Source organism: Amycolatopsis stemonae, from assembly GCF_054781455.1.
Map to the genome: position 1 here is coordinate 50,913 of NZ_BAAGUJ010000028.1, position 14,695 is coordinate 65,607.

Annotated in this window: 15 protein-coding genes; 12 read left to right on the forward strand and 3 right to left on the reverse strand. The window is 72.2% G+C overall.

The window, feature by feature from the left end; genetic code table 11:
* Positions 1-5: 5 nt before the first annotated feature.
* The gene (locus ACYVLJ_RS47060; RefSeq protein WP_460443630.1) at positions 6-572 is read right to left on the reverse strand and encodes a DinB family protein; all 567 of its coding nucleotides are present in this window, start codon (positions 570-572) and stop codon (positions 6-8) included.
* A 22-nt stretch (positions 573-594) separates the two neighbouring features.
* Positions 595-1,179 (reverse strand): TetR/AcrR family transcriptional regulator, encoded by a 585-nt coding sequence (locus tag ACYVLJ_RS47065; RefSeq protein ID WP_460443631.1) that lies wholly within the window; start codon positions 1,177-1,179, stop codon positions 595-597.
* 185 nt (positions 1,180-1,364) lie between these two features.
* Here ACYVLJ_RS47065 and ACYVLJ_RS47070 point away from each other — a divergent pair, with 185 nt between their 5' ends.
* From ACYVLJ_RS47070 to pip, 5 genes are all read left to right on the forward strand, one after another.
* The gene (locus ACYVLJ_RS47070; RefSeq protein ID WP_460443632.1) at positions 1,365-1,766 is read left to right on the forward strand and encodes a hypothetical protein; all 402 of its coding nucleotides are present in this window, start codon (positions 1,365-1,367) and stop codon (positions 1,764-1,766) included.
* Complete coding sequence (locus tag ACYVLJ_RS47075) at positions 1,763-2,392, forward strand: DUF3558 domain-containing protein (protein WP_460443633.1); 630 nt, start codon at positions 1,763-1,765, stop codon at positions 2,390-2,392. Before ACYVLJ_RS47070 ends, ACYVLJ_RS47075 begins: the two co-directional genes overlap by 4 nt.
* Positions 2,393-2,395: 3 nt before the next feature.
* Entirely contained in the window at positions 2,396-3,718 is a 1,323-nt protein-coding gene (locus ACYVLJ_RS47080; RefSeq protein WP_460443634.1) for a WXG100 family type VII secretion target, read from the forward strand.
* Between the two features lie 25 nt (positions 3,719-3,743).
* Positions 3,744-4,472, forward strand: a complete 729-nt coding sequence (locus ACYVLJ_RS47085) for an ESX secretion-associated protein EspG (protein WP_451973296.1) — start codon at positions 3,744-3,746, stop codon at positions 4,470-4,472.
* Positions 4,473-4,551: 79 nt separating this feature from the next.
* Positions 4,552-5,499, forward strand: coding sequence for an alpha/beta hydrolase family protein (pip, locus tag ACYVLJ_RS47090; RefSeq protein ID WP_460443635.1), 948 nt, complete (start codon positions 4,552-4,554; stop codon positions 5,497-5,499).
* Positions 5,500-5,545: 46 nt separating this feature from the next.
* Here the strand turns inward: pip and ACYVLJ_RS47095 are convergent, their stop codons facing one another.
* Complete coding sequence (locus ACYVLJ_RS47095; protein WP_460443636.1) at positions 5,546-6,745, reverse strand: Glu/Leu/Phe/Val dehydrogenase; 1,200 nt, start codon at positions 6,743-6,745, stop codon at positions 5,546-5,548.
* Between the two features lie 122 nt (positions 6,746-6,867).
* Here ACYVLJ_RS47095 and ACYVLJ_RS47100 point away from each other — a divergent pair, with 122 nt between their 5' ends.
* From ACYVLJ_RS47100 to ACYVLJ_RS47130, 7 genes are all read left to right on the forward strand, one after another.
* Positions 6,868-7,794: a LysR family transcriptional regulator gene (locus ACYVLJ_RS47100; RefSeq protein ID WP_451972479.1), complete on the forward strand. Its 927-nt coding sequence runs from the start codon at positions 6,868-6,870 to the stop codon at positions 7,792-7,794.
* 120 nt (positions 7,795-7,914) lie between these two features.
* Positions 7,915-9,177 (forward strand): glutamate--cysteine ligase family protein, encoded by a 1,263-nt coding sequence (locus tag ACYVLJ_RS47105; protein ID WP_460443637.1) that lies wholly within the window; start codon positions 7,915-7,917, stop codon positions 9,175-9,177.
* A complete protein-coding gene (gene egtB / locus ACYVLJ_RS47110; protein WP_460443638.1) occupies positions 9,174-10,511 on the forward strand; it encodes an ergothioneine biosynthesis protein EgtB in 1,338 nt (445 codons plus the stop codon). The genes ACYVLJ_RS47105 and egtB overlap by 4 nt, the downstream gene beginning before the upstream one ends.
* Positions 10,512-10,515: 4 nt before the next feature.
* A complete protein-coding gene (gene egtC, locus ACYVLJ_RS47115) occupies positions 10,516-11,271 on the forward strand; it encodes a class II glutamine amidotransferase domain-containing protein (RefSeq protein ID WP_460443639.1) in 756 nt (251 codons plus the stop codon).
* Positions 11,268-12,245: an L-histidine N(alpha)-methyltransferase gene (gene egtD / locus ACYVLJ_RS47120; protein WP_460443640.1), complete on the forward strand. Its 978-nt coding sequence runs from the start codon at positions 11,268-11,270 to the stop codon at positions 12,243-12,245. Before egtC ends, egtD begins: the two co-directional genes overlap by 4 nt.
* Before the next feature lie 46 nt (positions 12,246-12,291).
* Entirely contained in the window at positions 12,292-12,714 is a 423-nt protein-coding gene (locus ACYVLJ_RS47125; RefSeq protein ID WP_460443655.1) for a nitroreductase family deazaflavin-dependent oxidoreductase, read from the forward strand.
* A gap of 141 nt (positions 12,715-12,855) precedes the next feature.
* Positions 12,856-14,460 (forward strand): alpha/beta hydrolase, encoded by a 1,605-nt coding sequence (locus tag ACYVLJ_RS47130; protein ID WP_460443641.1) that lies wholly within the window; start codon positions 12,856-12,858, stop codon positions 14,458-14,460.
* Positions 14,461-14,695: the final 235 nt, after the last annotated feature.

The following is a 14,695-nucleotide window of genomic DNA, read 5'->3' on the forward strand; positions in this document are numbered from 1 at the left end:
GTGATTCAGCGCGGTTCGCGCCCGAGCAGGGCGACGAGCCGGTCGGTGGCCCCGGCGCCGCGGCCGACCGCGACCGGCGGGTCGAAGACGCCGAGCCCCTGCCACTCGTCCACCCACGGGCGGACGACTTCGAGCAGGCGTTCGGCCAGTCCTTCGGTGACGGGGCAGGGCAGGTCCAGCGCCGCCGCGAGGTCCCAGGCGTGCACGGCGGCGTCGATGGTCATCTGCCAGCCGTACTCGCGGGCCGGCAGGAGCCCGGCCGAGACGTGCACCGCGCGTTCGAGCACGCCGTCGTCGAGGAAGGCCTCCCGGGCGGCTTCCGCGGCCGCGTCCCAGGCGGCCACCGGGTCGTCGCCGAGGACGTCGCCGTCGAAGCGGTCGCCGACGTCGTCGAGGGTGGCGCCGGCGAGCAGGGACGGGGCCCACAGCTGCTCGGCGACGAGGTGGTTGACCAGGTCGCGGACGGTCCACTCGGTGCACGGTGTCCGGTGGTCCCAGTCGGCCGCGGCGGCGGCGTGCACGGTGTCGCCGAAGGCCCGCAACGCCTGGCCGTGCGCCTCGAGGAGATCCACGCGGCCATTTGACCACGCGGGGTCAGGCGGTGCCCGGCCGGTGCCGCCGCACGGTCTCCTCGACGAGGTCGAGCACCGGGCCGAGGCCGGCGCCGGGCAGGCCCATGGCCAGGTGGGAGACGAGCCCCTCGAGGACGAGCTCCAGGAACGCCGTGAGGACGTCGACGTCGACGTCGTCGCGCAGGTTCCCGGCGTCGCGCTGGCGCAGCAGGCGCAGGCGGGTCGCAGTGGTCAGCTGTTCCGAGCGCTCGGCCCAGCGGCCGCGGAACTCGGGGTCGGTGCGCAGCCGCCGGGAGACCTCGAGGCGGGTGCCGAGCCAGTCGGCCGGGTGCTCGTCGTCGCCCGCGAGCAGGTCGCGCATGACCTGGACCAGGCCCTGTTCTGCGACGACGTCGGCCATCCGGACGGCGTCGTCCTCGGCGAGGGCGAGGAAGAGGGACTCCTTGTCCCGGAAGTGGTGGAAGATGGCCCCGCGCGAGAGTCCGGTGGCTTCCTCCAGGCGCCGGACTGTGGCACCTTCGTAGCCGTAGCGCGCGAAGCAGACGCGGGAGCCGTCGAGGATCTGGCGCCGGCGTGCGTCGAGGTGATCCTGGCTTACGCGTGGCATCCTGAAATCCTGGCACCGAGGACCGGGATCTCGCAATCCGTACGTACGTACTGTGACCCGCCGTGTCGGGAACCGATCGGGATGCCCCATCGTCGGAACGTTGCGGCGATTCGCTGACACGGCATGAGACGGTTGGCTAATCTTTGCACCATCACAGTGGGTGAACTGAGGGGAAGGTGCGGGGCGTGATCATCGGCGAAGCCGGCCAGGCGGTCCAGGCGGTCTGGGGTGGCGACATCCTGGGCGAGCACGGCCGCGTCTACGGCGGCGGTGGCGGCGGGGGCGGCGAGTTCAAGATGGACCCCGAGGAGCTCGCCTCGGTGATCGGCCTCTGGGAAGCCGAGCTGGACAAGATCGTCGACGACAAAGACCGGATCAACTCCATCATCGCGTCGCTCCGCTCGCCGGGACAGGACACGGTCAGCAACGGCTACATCTCGACCTCGACGGACTCGCTCGCCGCCCTTCAGGCACAGAACGACTCGATGCTGAAGTACGTCCAGAACTACGTGAAGAAGCTCAAGGAAGCCCAGACGAAGACCGTCGCCACCGACCAGGGGATGGCCGACCCCTTCCGGACGGTGTGACCGTGCGCCTCCCCGTTCGCGTCACGGTGGGTGCCGTGGCCGTCGCCCTGCTGCTCGCCGGGTGCTCGACCGAAAAGCCCGGTACCGCCTCGCCCGCGCCGAGCCAGCCCGCGTCTTCCGGCGCTTCGGCCAACCCGGACGTGCCCAAGGTGGCCACCCCGCTCGATGCTTCGAAGTACGCGGCCAAGCCGTGCGACATCGTGCCGGCCGCGACGCTGTCGTCCTTGCGCTTCACCGGAGCCGGCGAGACCCAGTTGCAGGACGAAGGACTCGGTGCGGCCGGTCCGGGCTGCAGCTGGAAGATCTCGGGTGAAGGCGTGAGCATGCAGGTCATCATCGGGACCGGCAACCGCGATCGCGGGCTCGGTGGTCTGGCGGGCCTGTACACGGCACACGACGACGGTCAGCTGCCGTTCCTCGAGAAGGCGCCGGACGTCGAGGGCTACCCCGCGATCTACGTCGACAAGCGTGACCGTCGCCCGATGGGCAACTGCAGCATGGACATCGGCGTGGCCGACGACCTCGCGGTCGGTGTGTTCTCCGGGGGTTACCAGGGCCAGGACGATTCGTGCGGCGCGGCTCAGCAGGTGGCGGCGGCCATCATCACCACACTCAAGGGGGCATGACGAGTGGACGGCAAGCAGATTTACGACAACTTCAGACAGGGTGATACCGCGGGCCTGCGCACGGCCGCCGATGAAGTGGCGAACCTTTCCAACGCCTACATGGACCGCGCGCAGGGCATCAAGGCGCTGCAGGACCGGATGAAGCAGGCTTGGACCGGGAACGCGGCCGACGCCGCGAACGCCGGGGCCGGGCCGCTCGAGCAGGCCTTCGCCGAAACCGCGCAGCCGCTGGACATCACCAAGGCCTCGGTCGACTCGCAGGCCGGCGCGTTCGACCACTCCAGCAGTGCCGTCGTCGAAGTGCCGCCCAAGCCGGACAAGCCCAATCCCTGGACCACCGGGCTCAAGGCCGCCATCCCGATCGCCGGGCCGTTCATGGCCAAGGACGACATCGACTCCTACCAGCAGGGGATGGCGAAGTACAACGCTGCCAACGAGACCAACGTCCGGGTCATGGACCAGTACAGCAGCGTCACCAGCGGCACCAAAGCCGTGCTGCCGACCGATTACGGCGTCCTCGAGTCCGACGGCGCCGCCATCTCCGTGAACGAGCCGAAGGGGCCCGGCAAGATCGACCTGGGCACCGACCGCAGCCGCTGGTTGCCGGAGAACGCCGGCGGGGATCCCGGGTACAACGACCACACCACGACCTCCAGCGTCGACCCCGGGCGGACCGGGGGGACCGACCGGCCCGGCAGCACCGACCGGCCCGGCGGCACCGATTGGCCCGGCTCCACCGACCGGCCCGGCTCGACGGACCGGCCGGGCAGCACCGATCGGCCGACGGACGAGACGCACACGACCGGCACCGGGCGGCCGACCACGACGACTACCCGGCCGGGTGGCACCGATCGGCCCGGCAAGACGCCGATCGGTACCGATGGCATCGACTTCTACCCGACCAGCACCGGTGGCGGCGGCGGGCAGAACTACTCGAACACCTTCGGCGGCGAGCCCGACTCCAGCACGGGCGGGCGCGGGCCGGCCGGGGGGAACGCCGGGAGCCGGCTGCTCGACTCCAACGGACGGCCGATCAGCGGCACCGGTGCCGGGGGCAGTGGCAGCGGCGCCGCGGGGGAGCGGGGGCTCGGCAGCGGCCGCGGGTCCGGCATGGGCAGTCTCGGCAACGCCGCCGCCGCGGAGGCGGCCGCGGCCCGGTCGGCTGCCGGGCGGTCCGGGCAGCTGGGGCCGATGGGGGCCGGGGGCCGGCGCGGTGAGGGCGAGGAAGATGATGAACACCAGCGGCCGGACTTCCTGATCGAAGCGGACCCGGACGCGATCTTCGGCACCGACCAGCGGACCAGCCCGCCGGTCATCGGCGAGTAGGCGGGTGGACGTGGCAACAGGCCGGGTGGACGTTCCGGTCGAGGCGCTGGCCGCACTGGCCGAGCGCGAGCAGGTCGGTCAGCTGCACATCACCCTCCGCCCGGAGCCCCTGTGGCTCTCGGACGAGGAACGCGCCGAAGCCGACAAGCGCGTCGAAGCGGCCCTGGCCGAGGCCGGGCTGGTCGACGCGCGCGGGCGGGCGACCGTCGACTTCCTCGACTGGCTCCCGCTGCTGGTGAACCCGGCGCGGGAGTGCTACGGCTGGGTCGGGGTCGACGGCCGGACCTACGGCGTCCTCGCCGCCGCGAAGGGCCTCCAGGCGGTCCTGGCGGTGTCGGACGGGACCCACGTCGGCGTGCAGGAGATCGACCGGAACCGGCTCGCCGAGTCGCTCGTCGAGCAGCTTCCGCCGCTGGGTGCCGGGGGCGGCCATCCGCGGACCGTCCGGGTGGCGGACCTGAGCGAAGCGGCCCGCCGCGGTCAGGACGCCTACCCGCTCGACCCGGCCGTCGCCGACGTCGTCAGCCTCGTGCAGCGGCCGGTCTCCGGCAGCGGCGAGCTGTACGTCGGGCGGCGCGACGACGTCGGGCGCCACACCTGCCTGCAACAGCCCCTGCACTACGCCGACACGGACTGGGGCCGGTACCTGAGCTACACGTCCGGCGCGGGCGAAGACGCGGTCATCCACATCGGGCCGGCGGGCCCGCAGGAGCTGGCCGACACGCTGATGGAGCTCGCGGGCGCCCTCGTCTGAGCCGAAAAGGCGAGGCGCCGGACTCGGCCGGGGCGCTAATGTGACAGCGCTGTTGTATTCCGGGTGGAAGGACGCGCTGATGGCTGGGCTGTACCCCGCGATCGAACCGTACGAGCACGGCCTGCTCGACGTAGGCGACGGGCACGAGATCTACTGGGAGACCTGCGGGAACCCGGACGGCAAGCCCGCGCTCGTCGTGCACGGCGGCCCGGGGTCGGGCTGTTCGACGAACCTGCGCCGCTACTTCGACCCGGACCGCTACCGGGTCGTGCTCGTCGACCAGCGAGGCTGTGGCCGCAGCACCCCGCACGCCGGTGCCCCGGTCGCGGACCTGTCCGCCAACACCACCGACCACCTAGTCGCGGACTTCGAGCTGCTCCGGACGCGCCTCGGCATCGAGAAGTGGTTGCTGTTCGGCGGTTCCTGGGGCTCGGTCCTCGGCCTGACCTACGCGCTGCGGCACACCGAACGGGTCAGCGAGATGGTGCTGATGGGCCTGGCCACCGACCGCGTCATCGAGATCGAGATGCTCATCCGCGGTCTCGGCGCGTACTTCCCGGAGGCCTTCGAGAGGTTCCGCCAGGGCGTGCCGGAGAACGAGCGGGACGGCGATCTGTCCGCGGCCTACCACCGCCTGCTGATGGATCCCGACCCGGTGGTCCACCGCAAGGCGGCCGACGACTGGTGTGCCTGGGAAGACGCGATGCTCCCGGGCGTGCCACCGCACAAGACCTTCGAAGACCCGGCCTACCGGCTCTGCTTCGCCCGGCTGGTCACGCACTACTTCAGCAACCGGGCCTTCCTGCCCGACGGCGAAATCCTGCGGAACCTCGGCAAGCTCGCCGGCGTCCCGGCGGTGCTGGCCCAGGGCATCCTCGACACGAGCAACATCGTCGGCACGCCCTGGCTGATGCACCACGCCTGGCCGGGCAGCGAGCTCGTGCTGCTGGAGAACATCGGGCACTCGACGCAGGACGCCCCGATGCAGGACGTCCTCGTCGGCGCGACGGATCGCTTCGCCCGCTGAACCCGACGAAGCCCGCGCGGGGGTTCCGCGCGGGCCCCGGCCGGGTTCACGGGATGAGCAGCTGCGGCTCACCCTCGGGTGTGAGGGCCGCTTCGGCCCGCTGGGCGCGGTTGGCCTCGGCCAGCTTCAGCCCGGTGATGCGCAGCGGCAGCCGGTCCATGTTCCACTCCGTCAGCAGGAGCGCCACCTTGGCCTGCATTTCCGTGCGCAGCCGTAGGAACGAGTCGGCCGGGTCCGCCCCGACCTCGCCCAGCAGCAGCCACCACGCCCAGGCCGCCGCACCCGCGTTGGCGACGAAGTCCGGCACCACGGCGACGCCACGGGCCGACAGCGCGGCTTCCGCTTCCGGCGTCGTCGCCGCGTTGGCGGCCTCGACGACCACCGACGCCTTGACCAGGTTCTCGTTGTCCGGCCGCAGGGCGTAGGAGATCGCCGCCGGCACGAAGATGTCCGCGTCGATCCCGACGACGGCCTCGCGGGGCAGCGAGCGCACCCCCTCCGGCAGCCGCGTGCGGTCCACCTCGCCGAAGCGGTCACGCAGTTCGAGCAGGGCGGGGACGTCCAGGCCCGCGGGGTCGTACAACGTGCCCGCGGCGTCGGCCGCCGCGACCACCTTCATCCCGGCTTCGTGCAGGTACCAGGCCGCGCCGCCGCCCATCGTGCCGATGCCCTGGATCGCCACGGTCGTCTCGGTCAGGTCCCAGTCCCACGCCGCCGCGACGCCGAGGCACGCCTGCGCCACGCCGTAGCCGCCGACCACGTCGCCGAGCAGCAGCCCGCCCGGCACGGGCGCGTTGAGGCCCGCTTGGACCCGGCGCAGGGTACGAGCCGGATCGGCCGAACGGCGGATCGCCGCGTGGTACGACTGCTCCAGCCCGAGCTCGGCGAACACCTCGTCGATGAGGTGCTGCGGCACGCCCAGGTCCTCGGCGGTCACCCAGTGCGCGTCCAGCCACGGCCGCAGGAACGAGCAGAAGCGCTTCAGCACGCCGAACGCGCGCGGGTCCTTCGGGTCGAAGTCGATGCCGCCCTTCGCCCCGCCCACCGGCAGGTTGAAGGTGGCCGTCTTGTTGGCCATGCCCCGGGCGAGGTCCTCGACCTCGGTCATCGTGCAGCCCGCCCGCATCCGGGTGCCGCCGGTGGCGACGCCGGAGACCAGGCTGTGCACGACCAGGTAGCCGTTCGCACCGGTGACGGGGTCGGTCCACGTGAGCCGCATCAGCGGTTCGGCGTTGCGCGGGGTCATCAGGCCACTCACCTCCAGGGGATGCTCGGGGCGGTCTCCCTGACCGCCTCCCCCGAGAGTGCGCCCGGCCCGGCGGCCGCGTCCATTTAACGCTCCTGCACGATCTCGTTTAGGTTTGGTGCATGGAGCTTTCGTTGCACCGATTGAGGATGCTTCGCGAGCTGCAGCGCAAGGGCACGGTCACCGCGGCAGCCGCGTCGCTGCACTACACCGCGTCCGCGGTTTCGCAGCAACTCGCGCAGCTCGAGCGGGATGTCGGCGCGAAGCTGTTCGAGCGGCTCGGCCGCCGCGTCCAGCTCACCGAGCTCGGGAAGCTGCTCACCGAGCACGCCGAGGAGATCCTCGGCTCGGTCGAACGCGCCACGCTCGCCCTGGAAGAGGCCCAGGACGCCCGTACGGTCCGGCTGACGGCCGGCGTCTGGGCGTCGGTGGCTTCGGGCCTGCTGCCGACGGCCCTGATCGCGCTCGCCGACCAGCATCCCGGGATCGAGGTCCGCACCCGCGAACTGGCGCCCGAGGCGACCGCCGAGGCCGTCCGGGACGGCACGCTCGACCTGTCGTTCGTCATCGACTACTCCGACACCCCGGCGGCGTGGGACGCGGGGCTGGAACGCGCGGTCGTGGCCGTCGAGCGGCTGCACGCCGCGGTGCCGCGGGGCGCGATGCCGTCGGGGTCGGCGTCGCTGGACGACCTCGCCGAGCACCCGTGGATCCTTGCCAGCGCGAAGTCGCACTTCGGCCGCGCGATGCGCATCGCGTGCCAGCGCCACGGCTTCGCCCCGAAGATCAACCACGAGGTCGAAGAGCAGTCGACGGCGATGGCGATGGTCGGCGCCGGCCTCGGCATCACGCTCGTCTCGGACCTGGGCCTGCGGCTGCTGCGGCCGCCCGGGATCGACGTCGTCCCGCTCACCACGCCGCTGCTCCGGACGGTCTCGATCGCCTATCGGCGCACCGCGTTCCGGCGGCCCGCGTTGCACCTGGTGATCGAGGCCGTGCGGGCCTCGGCGGCCGAGCTCGGGCTGGGCACGGAGTCCGCTTTGCCCTGATCCGGGACTTCTTACAGACTGGTGAACCCGTCTTGCCACGCAAGATCCGGCCTGATTTTGTCGTACCCCGCGTGTAGCGTCCGAAGTCAAGAAGTTCCACCACACGGAACAGGAACGGACATGACAGCGGTGCACGATTTCCCCGAGAAGTCGGGTAGTGCGTCGAACCGCACCGCGCGGGTCCTGGCGGACCGCGCGGCCGGGGAGGCGTACGTCGCATCGGTGTGCTTCAAGCACGGCCCACCCCGCCTGACCGGCGTGGAGCTGGAGTTCACCGTGCACGATGCCGATGACCCGGCCAGACCCCTCGATCCCGATGTCCTCGCCACGGCGCTGGGTCCGCACACCCCGCGGACGCTCCGCCCCGACAGCCCCGCCTCGCCCCTCCCGGCCGGTTCGCCCGTGAGCCTCGAGCCCGGGTGCCAGGTCGAGATCTCCGCTCTTCCCCAGGCCTCCCTGCGCGAACTCGACGCAGTCGTCACGGCCGACCTCCACCACCTGCGCGACCGGCTCGCCCGGCACGGCCTCGTGCTGGGCGAAACCGGGATCGACGCGCACCGCGCGCCGCGCCGGGTCCTGCACACGCCGCGCTACGCGGCGATGGAACGCCGGTTCGCGCCGATCGGTCCCGGCGGCATCACGATGATGTGCAGCACCGCCGGCCTGCAGGTCTGCGTCGACACGGGGGAGCCCGAGCACTACGCCGCCCGGTGGGCCGCGGCCCACGCGATGGGCCCGCCCCTGCTCGCCCTCTTCGCCAACTCCCGCGTCCACGCCGGACAGGACACGGGACACGCCTCCGCCCGCTGGCTGGCGGTGCACGAAACGGAGGCGGTCCGCACCCGCACGGCCCGCGTGGCGGGCGAAGACCCCGCGGAAGCGTGGGCCGGGCGGCTGATGGACGTCCCCCTGATGGTGCTGCCCCGCGGCGACCGGCCGTGGGACGCGCCGGAGGGGCTGACGTTCGCCGACTGGATCGACGGCAAGGGCGCGGCCGCCCTCCTGCCGAAGCCGACGGCGGCGGACCTCGACTACCACCTGACCACGATGTTCACCCCGGTCCGCCCGCAGGGGTACCTGGAGATCCGGTACCTCGACGCGCAGCCGCCCGACCAGTGGCTGCCGCCGGTGGCCCTGGTCGCCGCGCTGCTCGCCCGTCCGTCCACTGTGGACAAGGTGCGCGCCGTGTGCGCGCCGGTGGCGGACCGGTGGACCGAGGCGGCGCACCACGGCCTGGCCGACCCGGAGCTGGCGGCCGCGGCGGCGGAGCTGGCCGACCTCGGCTGCGCCGAGCTGGGCGTCACCGGGCTGAAGGCGGAGTCGATCACCGAGATCAGCGAGAGCGTGCAGGGGCGCGCGTACCGATCGAGGAGCGAAGCATGAGCACGGAAGCACTGGGCGACCTGAGCGCGCAGGACCTGCGCGCCCGGGCGGCCGAAGCACTGACCAGGGCGCGGGCGCGCAGCGTCGCGTTGACCGACGCGGTCGACGACGAGGACCTGGTCCGCCAGCACTCCAAACTGATGTCGCCGCTGGTCTGGGACCTGGCGCACATCGGCGTCCAAGAAGAACTGTGGCTGGTCCGCGACGTCGGCGGCCGCGAGCCGCTGCGGCCGGACATCGACGACATCTACGACGCCTTCCAGCACGCCCGCGCCGACCGGCCGGAGCTGCCGCTGCTGGGCCCGGCCGAGGCACGCGCCTACGTCAAGCAGGTCCGCGAGAAGGCCTTCGACGTGCTGGAGCACGCGCCGATGGAAGGCCGCCGGCTCACCGAGCAGGCCTTCGCCTTCGGCATGATCACCCAGCACGAGCAGCAGCACGACGAGACCATGCTGGCCACCCACCAGCTGCGCCAGGGCGACCCGGTGCTGCACGCGCCGGAGCCGCCGCCCGCGCGCTCGGGCGCGCTGCCCACCGAGGTACTCGTCCCGGGTGGAGCGTTCACCATGGGCACGTCGGCCGAGCCGTGGGCGCTGGACAACGAGCGCCCGGCGCACGAAATCGCCGTCGAAGCGTTCTGGATGGACACCGTCCCGGTGACGTGCGGGGCGTACGCCGAGTTCCTCGACGCCGGCGGCTACGCCGACGAGCGCTGGTGGAGCCCGGCCGGCTGGGCCTACCTGCGGGAGAGCGGCATCACCGCCCCGCGGTTCTGGAAGCGGGAGCAGGACGGCTGGTACCGGACGCGGTTCGGCGTCCACGAGCGGCCCCCGGCCGACGAGCCGGTCGTGCACGTCTCGTTCCACGAGGCCGAGGCCTACGCGGCCTGGGCCGGGCGGCGCCTGCCGACCGAGGCGGAGTGGGAGAAGGCGGCCCGCTTCGACCCGGCGACCGGGCGGTCGCGGCGGTTCCCGTGGGGTGACGAGGAACCCTCGGCCGAGCACGCCAACCTCGGCCAGCGGCACCTGCGCCCGGCGCCGGCGGGGGCCTACCCGGCCGGCGCGTCGCCGACCGGCGTGCACCAGCTGATCGGCGACGTCTGGGAGTGGACGAGCAGCGACTTCCACGGCTACCCGGGCTTCGCGGCCTTCCCGTACCGGGAGTACTCGGAAGTCTTCTTCGGACCCGAGTACAAGGTCCTGCGCGGCGGTTCGTTCGGCACCGACTCGGCGGCGATCCGGGGCACGTTCCGCAACTGGGACTACCCGATCCGGCGGCAGATCTTCGCCGGGTTCCGCACGGCCCGCGACGCCTCACCCGGTGAGGTGGGCTAGGCGCATGTGCCGCCACCTCGGATACCTCGGCGAACCCGCTTCACCCGCCGAGGCGGTCTTCCGCGCCCCGCACTCCCTGCTGGTGCAGTCCTACGCGCCGGCGGACATGCGCGGCGGCGGCTCGGTGAACGCCGACGGGTTCGGGCTGGGGTGGTACCCCGGCCCGGGCTCGCCGCCGCTGCGCCACCGCCGGTCCACTCCACTGTGGACGGACGAGACGCTGCCGCCGCTGGCCGCGTCGGTGACCTCGGGCGCGTTCGTCGCCGCGGTCCGCAACGGCACCACCGGCATGCCGGTGACCGAAGCGGCCGCGGCGCCGTTCACCGCCGGGCGCTGGCTGTTCAGCCACAACGGCGTGGTCCGCGGCTGGCCGGGCTCGCTGGCCGAACTGGCGAAGACCCTGCCGGTCACCGAGCTGCTGACGCTGGAGGCGCCGACGGACTCGGCCGTGCTCTGGGCGCTGCTGCGGGCCCGGCTCGAAGCGGGGGAGGACCCGCTGGACGCCGTGGCCGGGCTGACCGCCGCCGTCGAGGCGGCGGCGCCCGGCTCCCGGCTCAACTTCCTGCTGACCGACGGCGAAACGCTGGTCGGTACCGCCTGGACCCACGCGCTGTCCGTGCTGGAGACCCCGGCCGGCGTGCTGCTGGCGTCCGAACCGTGTGACGGCGACCCGAAGTGGAAACCCGTCCCCGACCACCACGCCGTGCGCGCCACCGCGGCCGGCGTCGACCTGCTTCCCCTGACCCAGGAGCGTTCATGACCGAAGTCGATCTCGACCACCACCGTTCCGGCGACGCCGTGACCGAAGAACTGCGCGCGGACGTCGTCGCCGGGCTCACCGCCGAGCGGAAGTGGCTGCCGCCCAAGTGGTTCTACGACGCCGAGGGCAGCGAGCTGTTCGAAAAGATCACCCAGCTGCCGGAGTACTACCCGACCCGCAGCGAGCGTGAGGTGCTGGCCGCGCACGCCGCCGACGTCGCGGAGCTGACCGGCGCGCACACGCTCGTCGAGCTGGGGTCCGGGTCGAGCGAGAAGACCCGGCTGCTGCTCGACGCGCTGACCGGGCACGGGACGCTGGAGGCGTTCGTGCCGCTCGACGTGTCCGAATCGGCGCTCGCCGAAGCCGCCGAGGCCATCTCGAAGGACTACCCGGGCCTGACCGTCCGCGGCGTCGTCGGCGACTTCACCCAGCACCTCGACCTGCTGCCCGGCGGCCAGCCCCGGGTGGTCGCGTTCCTCGGCGGCACGATCGGCAACTTCCTGCCCGCCGAACGCGCGACCTTCCTGAGTTCGGTGCGGGACGTGCTCGACGAGGGGGAGTGGCTGCTGCTCGGCACGGACCTCGTGAAGGACCCGGGCATCCTCGAACGCGCCTACGACGACGCGGCGGGCGTCACCGGCGAGTTCAACAAGAACGTGCTGCGGGTGATCAACGCCCGCCTCGGCGCGAACTTCGACGTCGACGAGTTCGAGCACGTCTCGCACTGGGACGCCGAGCACGAGTGGATCGAAATGCGGCTGGTGGCCCGGCGCGCGCACACGGTCGTGATCCCGGGCGCGGACCTCACGGTGGCCTTCGCCGAGGGCGAGCACATCCGCACCGAGATCTCGGCGAAGTTCCGCCCGGCCGGCGTCGAGGCGGAGCTGGCCGCGGCCGGGTTCGCCCTCGAGCGCTGGTGGACCGACTCCCAGCAGCGGTTCGGGGTGAGCCTGGCAAAATCCGTGCGTGGCTAATCCTCTCCGGGCGCTCGCCCGGGCCCTCGGCACCAAGCCGTGGCTGATGCGCACGGCGCGGTTCGTCGTGTGGGCGGACAAAAAACTGCACCGGGCGTTCGGCGGCCGGGTGAGCCTCGTGGCGCTCGCCGGGCTGCCGTCCCTGCGGCTCACGACGACCGGCCGCAAGAGCGGGCTGCCCCGCAGCACCAACCTGCTCTACTTCCCGCACGGCGGTGACCTGGTGCTGACGGCGTCCAACTGGGGGCGCCCGAACGACCCGGCGTGGGCGCTGAACCTGCGCGCGAACCCGAAGGCCGAGGTCGCGCTCGCGGGGAAGCCGGCCGAGGTCGTCGCACGGGAGCTGACCGGCGAGGAGTACCAGCGGATGTGGGGCGAGCTGCTCGCCTTCTGGCCGGGGTACGCGATGGAGCAGCAGGAGGCCGGCCGGCCGTTGCCGGTTTTCCTGCTGACCCGGCTCGCCCGGTAGGTTCCCACCATCCTTTCGGCCGGTGACGGTATTCGCCGGTTTGTGCCAGTCTCTCCCGGGTAACGCGCCGTGACGTCTCGGACGCGCGGCGAGTACGCCACCAAGGGAGGAGACGTCTTGCGGAGATCCACAAGAGGCCGGGTGCGGTCGTTCGCACTGGTGGGGGCGCTCGTGGCCGGGCTCGGCGCCGCCGGGACGACGGGAACCGCGGCGGCGGCCGAGGACGCGGCGGTCAAGCCCGCCGCCGTCGGTACGACCGCGGCGGTCGCCTGGGGCGCCTGCTCGGCCGCCACTCTGGCCGGGGTGCCCGCCGACCAGGTGAAGTACTACAGCTGCGCCCGCTACCGCGTGCCGATCGACCACGACAACGGGTCGCTGGGCACGATCGACATCGCGCTGCTCAAGCGCGCCGCCCGCACGCCGGACACGCGCGTCGGCTCGCTGTTCCTCAACCCCGGCGGACCCGGCGGCTCGGGCCTGCGGATGCCGATCAGCGGGCAGTACTACTTCCAGCCGTCGGTCCTCGACCGGTTCGACCTGATCGGCTTCGACCCGCGCGGCGTCGGGCAGAGCAACCCGCTGCGCTGCTTCACCACCCAGGAGGACGCCGACGAGGTCTTCGGTGCCCAGATCCCGGTGCCGCTGAGCCGCGCCGAGATCTCCGGGACCCTCGCCGGCTACCGCGACTACGGGCAGTTCTGCAAGAACAACGCCGGTTCGCTGCTCAACCACATGTCCACCAAGGACGTCGTGCGCGACCTCGACACCCTGCGCGCGGCGGTCGGCGACCAGAAGCTGACCTACGTCGGCTTCTCCTACGGGACGCTGATCGGCTCGACCTACGCGGGGATGTTCCCGAAGCAGTCGAGGGCGATCGTGATCGACGGCAACGTCGACCCGGCGCTGCGCACCAGCGACGGGGTCGAGTACGACCGCGAACGCGCGCAGGGCTTCGAGATCTCGCTCGACGGGTTCCTCAAGCGCTGCGACCAGGCCGGCCCGAAGTGCGCGTTCAGCGACGGCACGCCGCGCGCGAAGTTCGACGAGCTGCGGGAGTACCTCCGCAAGCAGCCGATCACCATCCCCGGTGGCGGGTCGGTCGACATCAACAGCTTCACCGGCGGCGTCTCGAGCGTCCTGTACTCGCCCTCGGCGTTCCCCGGCCTGGCCGAGGACCTGCAGGCGCTCTACAACGCCATCCACCCGGCGGGCGCGCAGGCGCAGACGCTGCAGGCGAAGCAGCTCAAGGTGCTGACGAAGGGCAAGCAGGGCCTGGCCGACCAGAACCCGGACAGCCCCTACACCAGCGACGACTCGTACTTCGCCGTCAACTGCTCCGACAAGCCGTTCAAGATCAAGCAGGAGCAGGTGCCGGACATCGCCGCCCGGTGGGAGCGCGAGTCGCGCACCTTCGGCCGCTACCAGGCGTTCGCCGACACGGCGGCCTGCCCGGTGTGGCCGGCGAAGAAGCCGGACGTCTACCGCGGCCCGTGGCGGGCCAAGACGGACGTCCCGGTCGTCGTGGTCAGCAACTACTACGACCCGGCGACGCGGTACGAGTTCGGCCGGCGCATGGCGGCCGAGCTGGGCAACTCCCGGCTGCTGTCGGTCGACGCGTTCGGCCACTGCATCCTCGGTGACGCGCTCGGCGTCGACAAGGCCGTGGCGGACTACCTGACCGACCTCAAGGTCCCGGCCGGCGGCCAGGTGTTCCAGCCGAACGTCCAGCCGTTCGAAACCTCTTAGGACACGGCGAACGGGCCGGGGTGACGCTGTCGCCCCGGCCCGTTTCCCGTGCCCGGCAGAGTCGTGCACGGCGTGGGCACCGGGCGTAGCGATCATCACAGCCTGGTGCGCGCTCGGGGCGCTACAGTGGTGCGGTTGATCAACCACGAGCAACGGAAGCGAGGTGAGCGGCACATGCCAGCGGACAGTCAACGGACGACCGGGCGTGCGCTCACCGGAGGCTTCCGGCTGGGCT

What these genes read in the sequence shown, in the direction of transcription:
- ACYVLJ_RS47125 (WP_460443655.1), top strand. Translation starts at nt 12,292, where the DNA reads ATGCGCACGGCGCGGTTCGTCGTGTGGGCGGACAAAAAACTGCACCGG.
- ACYVLJ_RS47095 (WP_460443636.1), bottom strand. Translation starts at nt 6,745, where the DNA reads ATGACCCCGCGCAACGCCGAACCGCTGATGCGGCTCACGTGGACCGAC.
- ACYVLJ_RS47065 (WP_460443631.1), bottom strand. Translation starts at nt 1,179, where the DNA reads ATGCCACGCGTAAGCCAGGATCACCTCGACGCACGCCGGCGCCAGATC.
- ACYVLJ_RS47100 (WP_451972479.1), top strand. Translation starts at nt 6,868, where the DNA reads ATGGAGCTTTCGTTGCACCGATTGAGGATGCTTCGCGAGCTGCAGCGC.
- ACYVLJ_RS47105 (WP_460443637.1), top strand. Translation starts at nt 7,915, where the DNA reads ATGACAGCGGTGCACGATTTCCCCGAGAAGTCGGGTAGTGCGTCGAAC.
- pip (WP_460443635.1), top strand. Translation starts at nt 4,552, where the DNA reads ATGGCTGGGCTGTACCCCGCGATCGAACCGTACGAGCACGGCCTGCTC.
- egtB (WP_460443638.1), top strand. Translation starts at nt 9,174, where the DNA reads ATGAGCACGGAAGCACTGGGCGACCTGAGCGCGCAGGACCTGCGCGCC.
- egtD (WP_460443640.1), top strand. Translation starts at nt 11,268, where the DNA reads ATGACCGAAGTCGATCTCGACCACCACCGTTCCGGCGACGCCGTGACC.
- egtC (WP_460443639.1), top strand. Translation starts at nt 10,516, where the DNA reads ATGTGCCGCCACCTCGGATACCTCGGCGAACCCGCTTCACCCGCCGAG.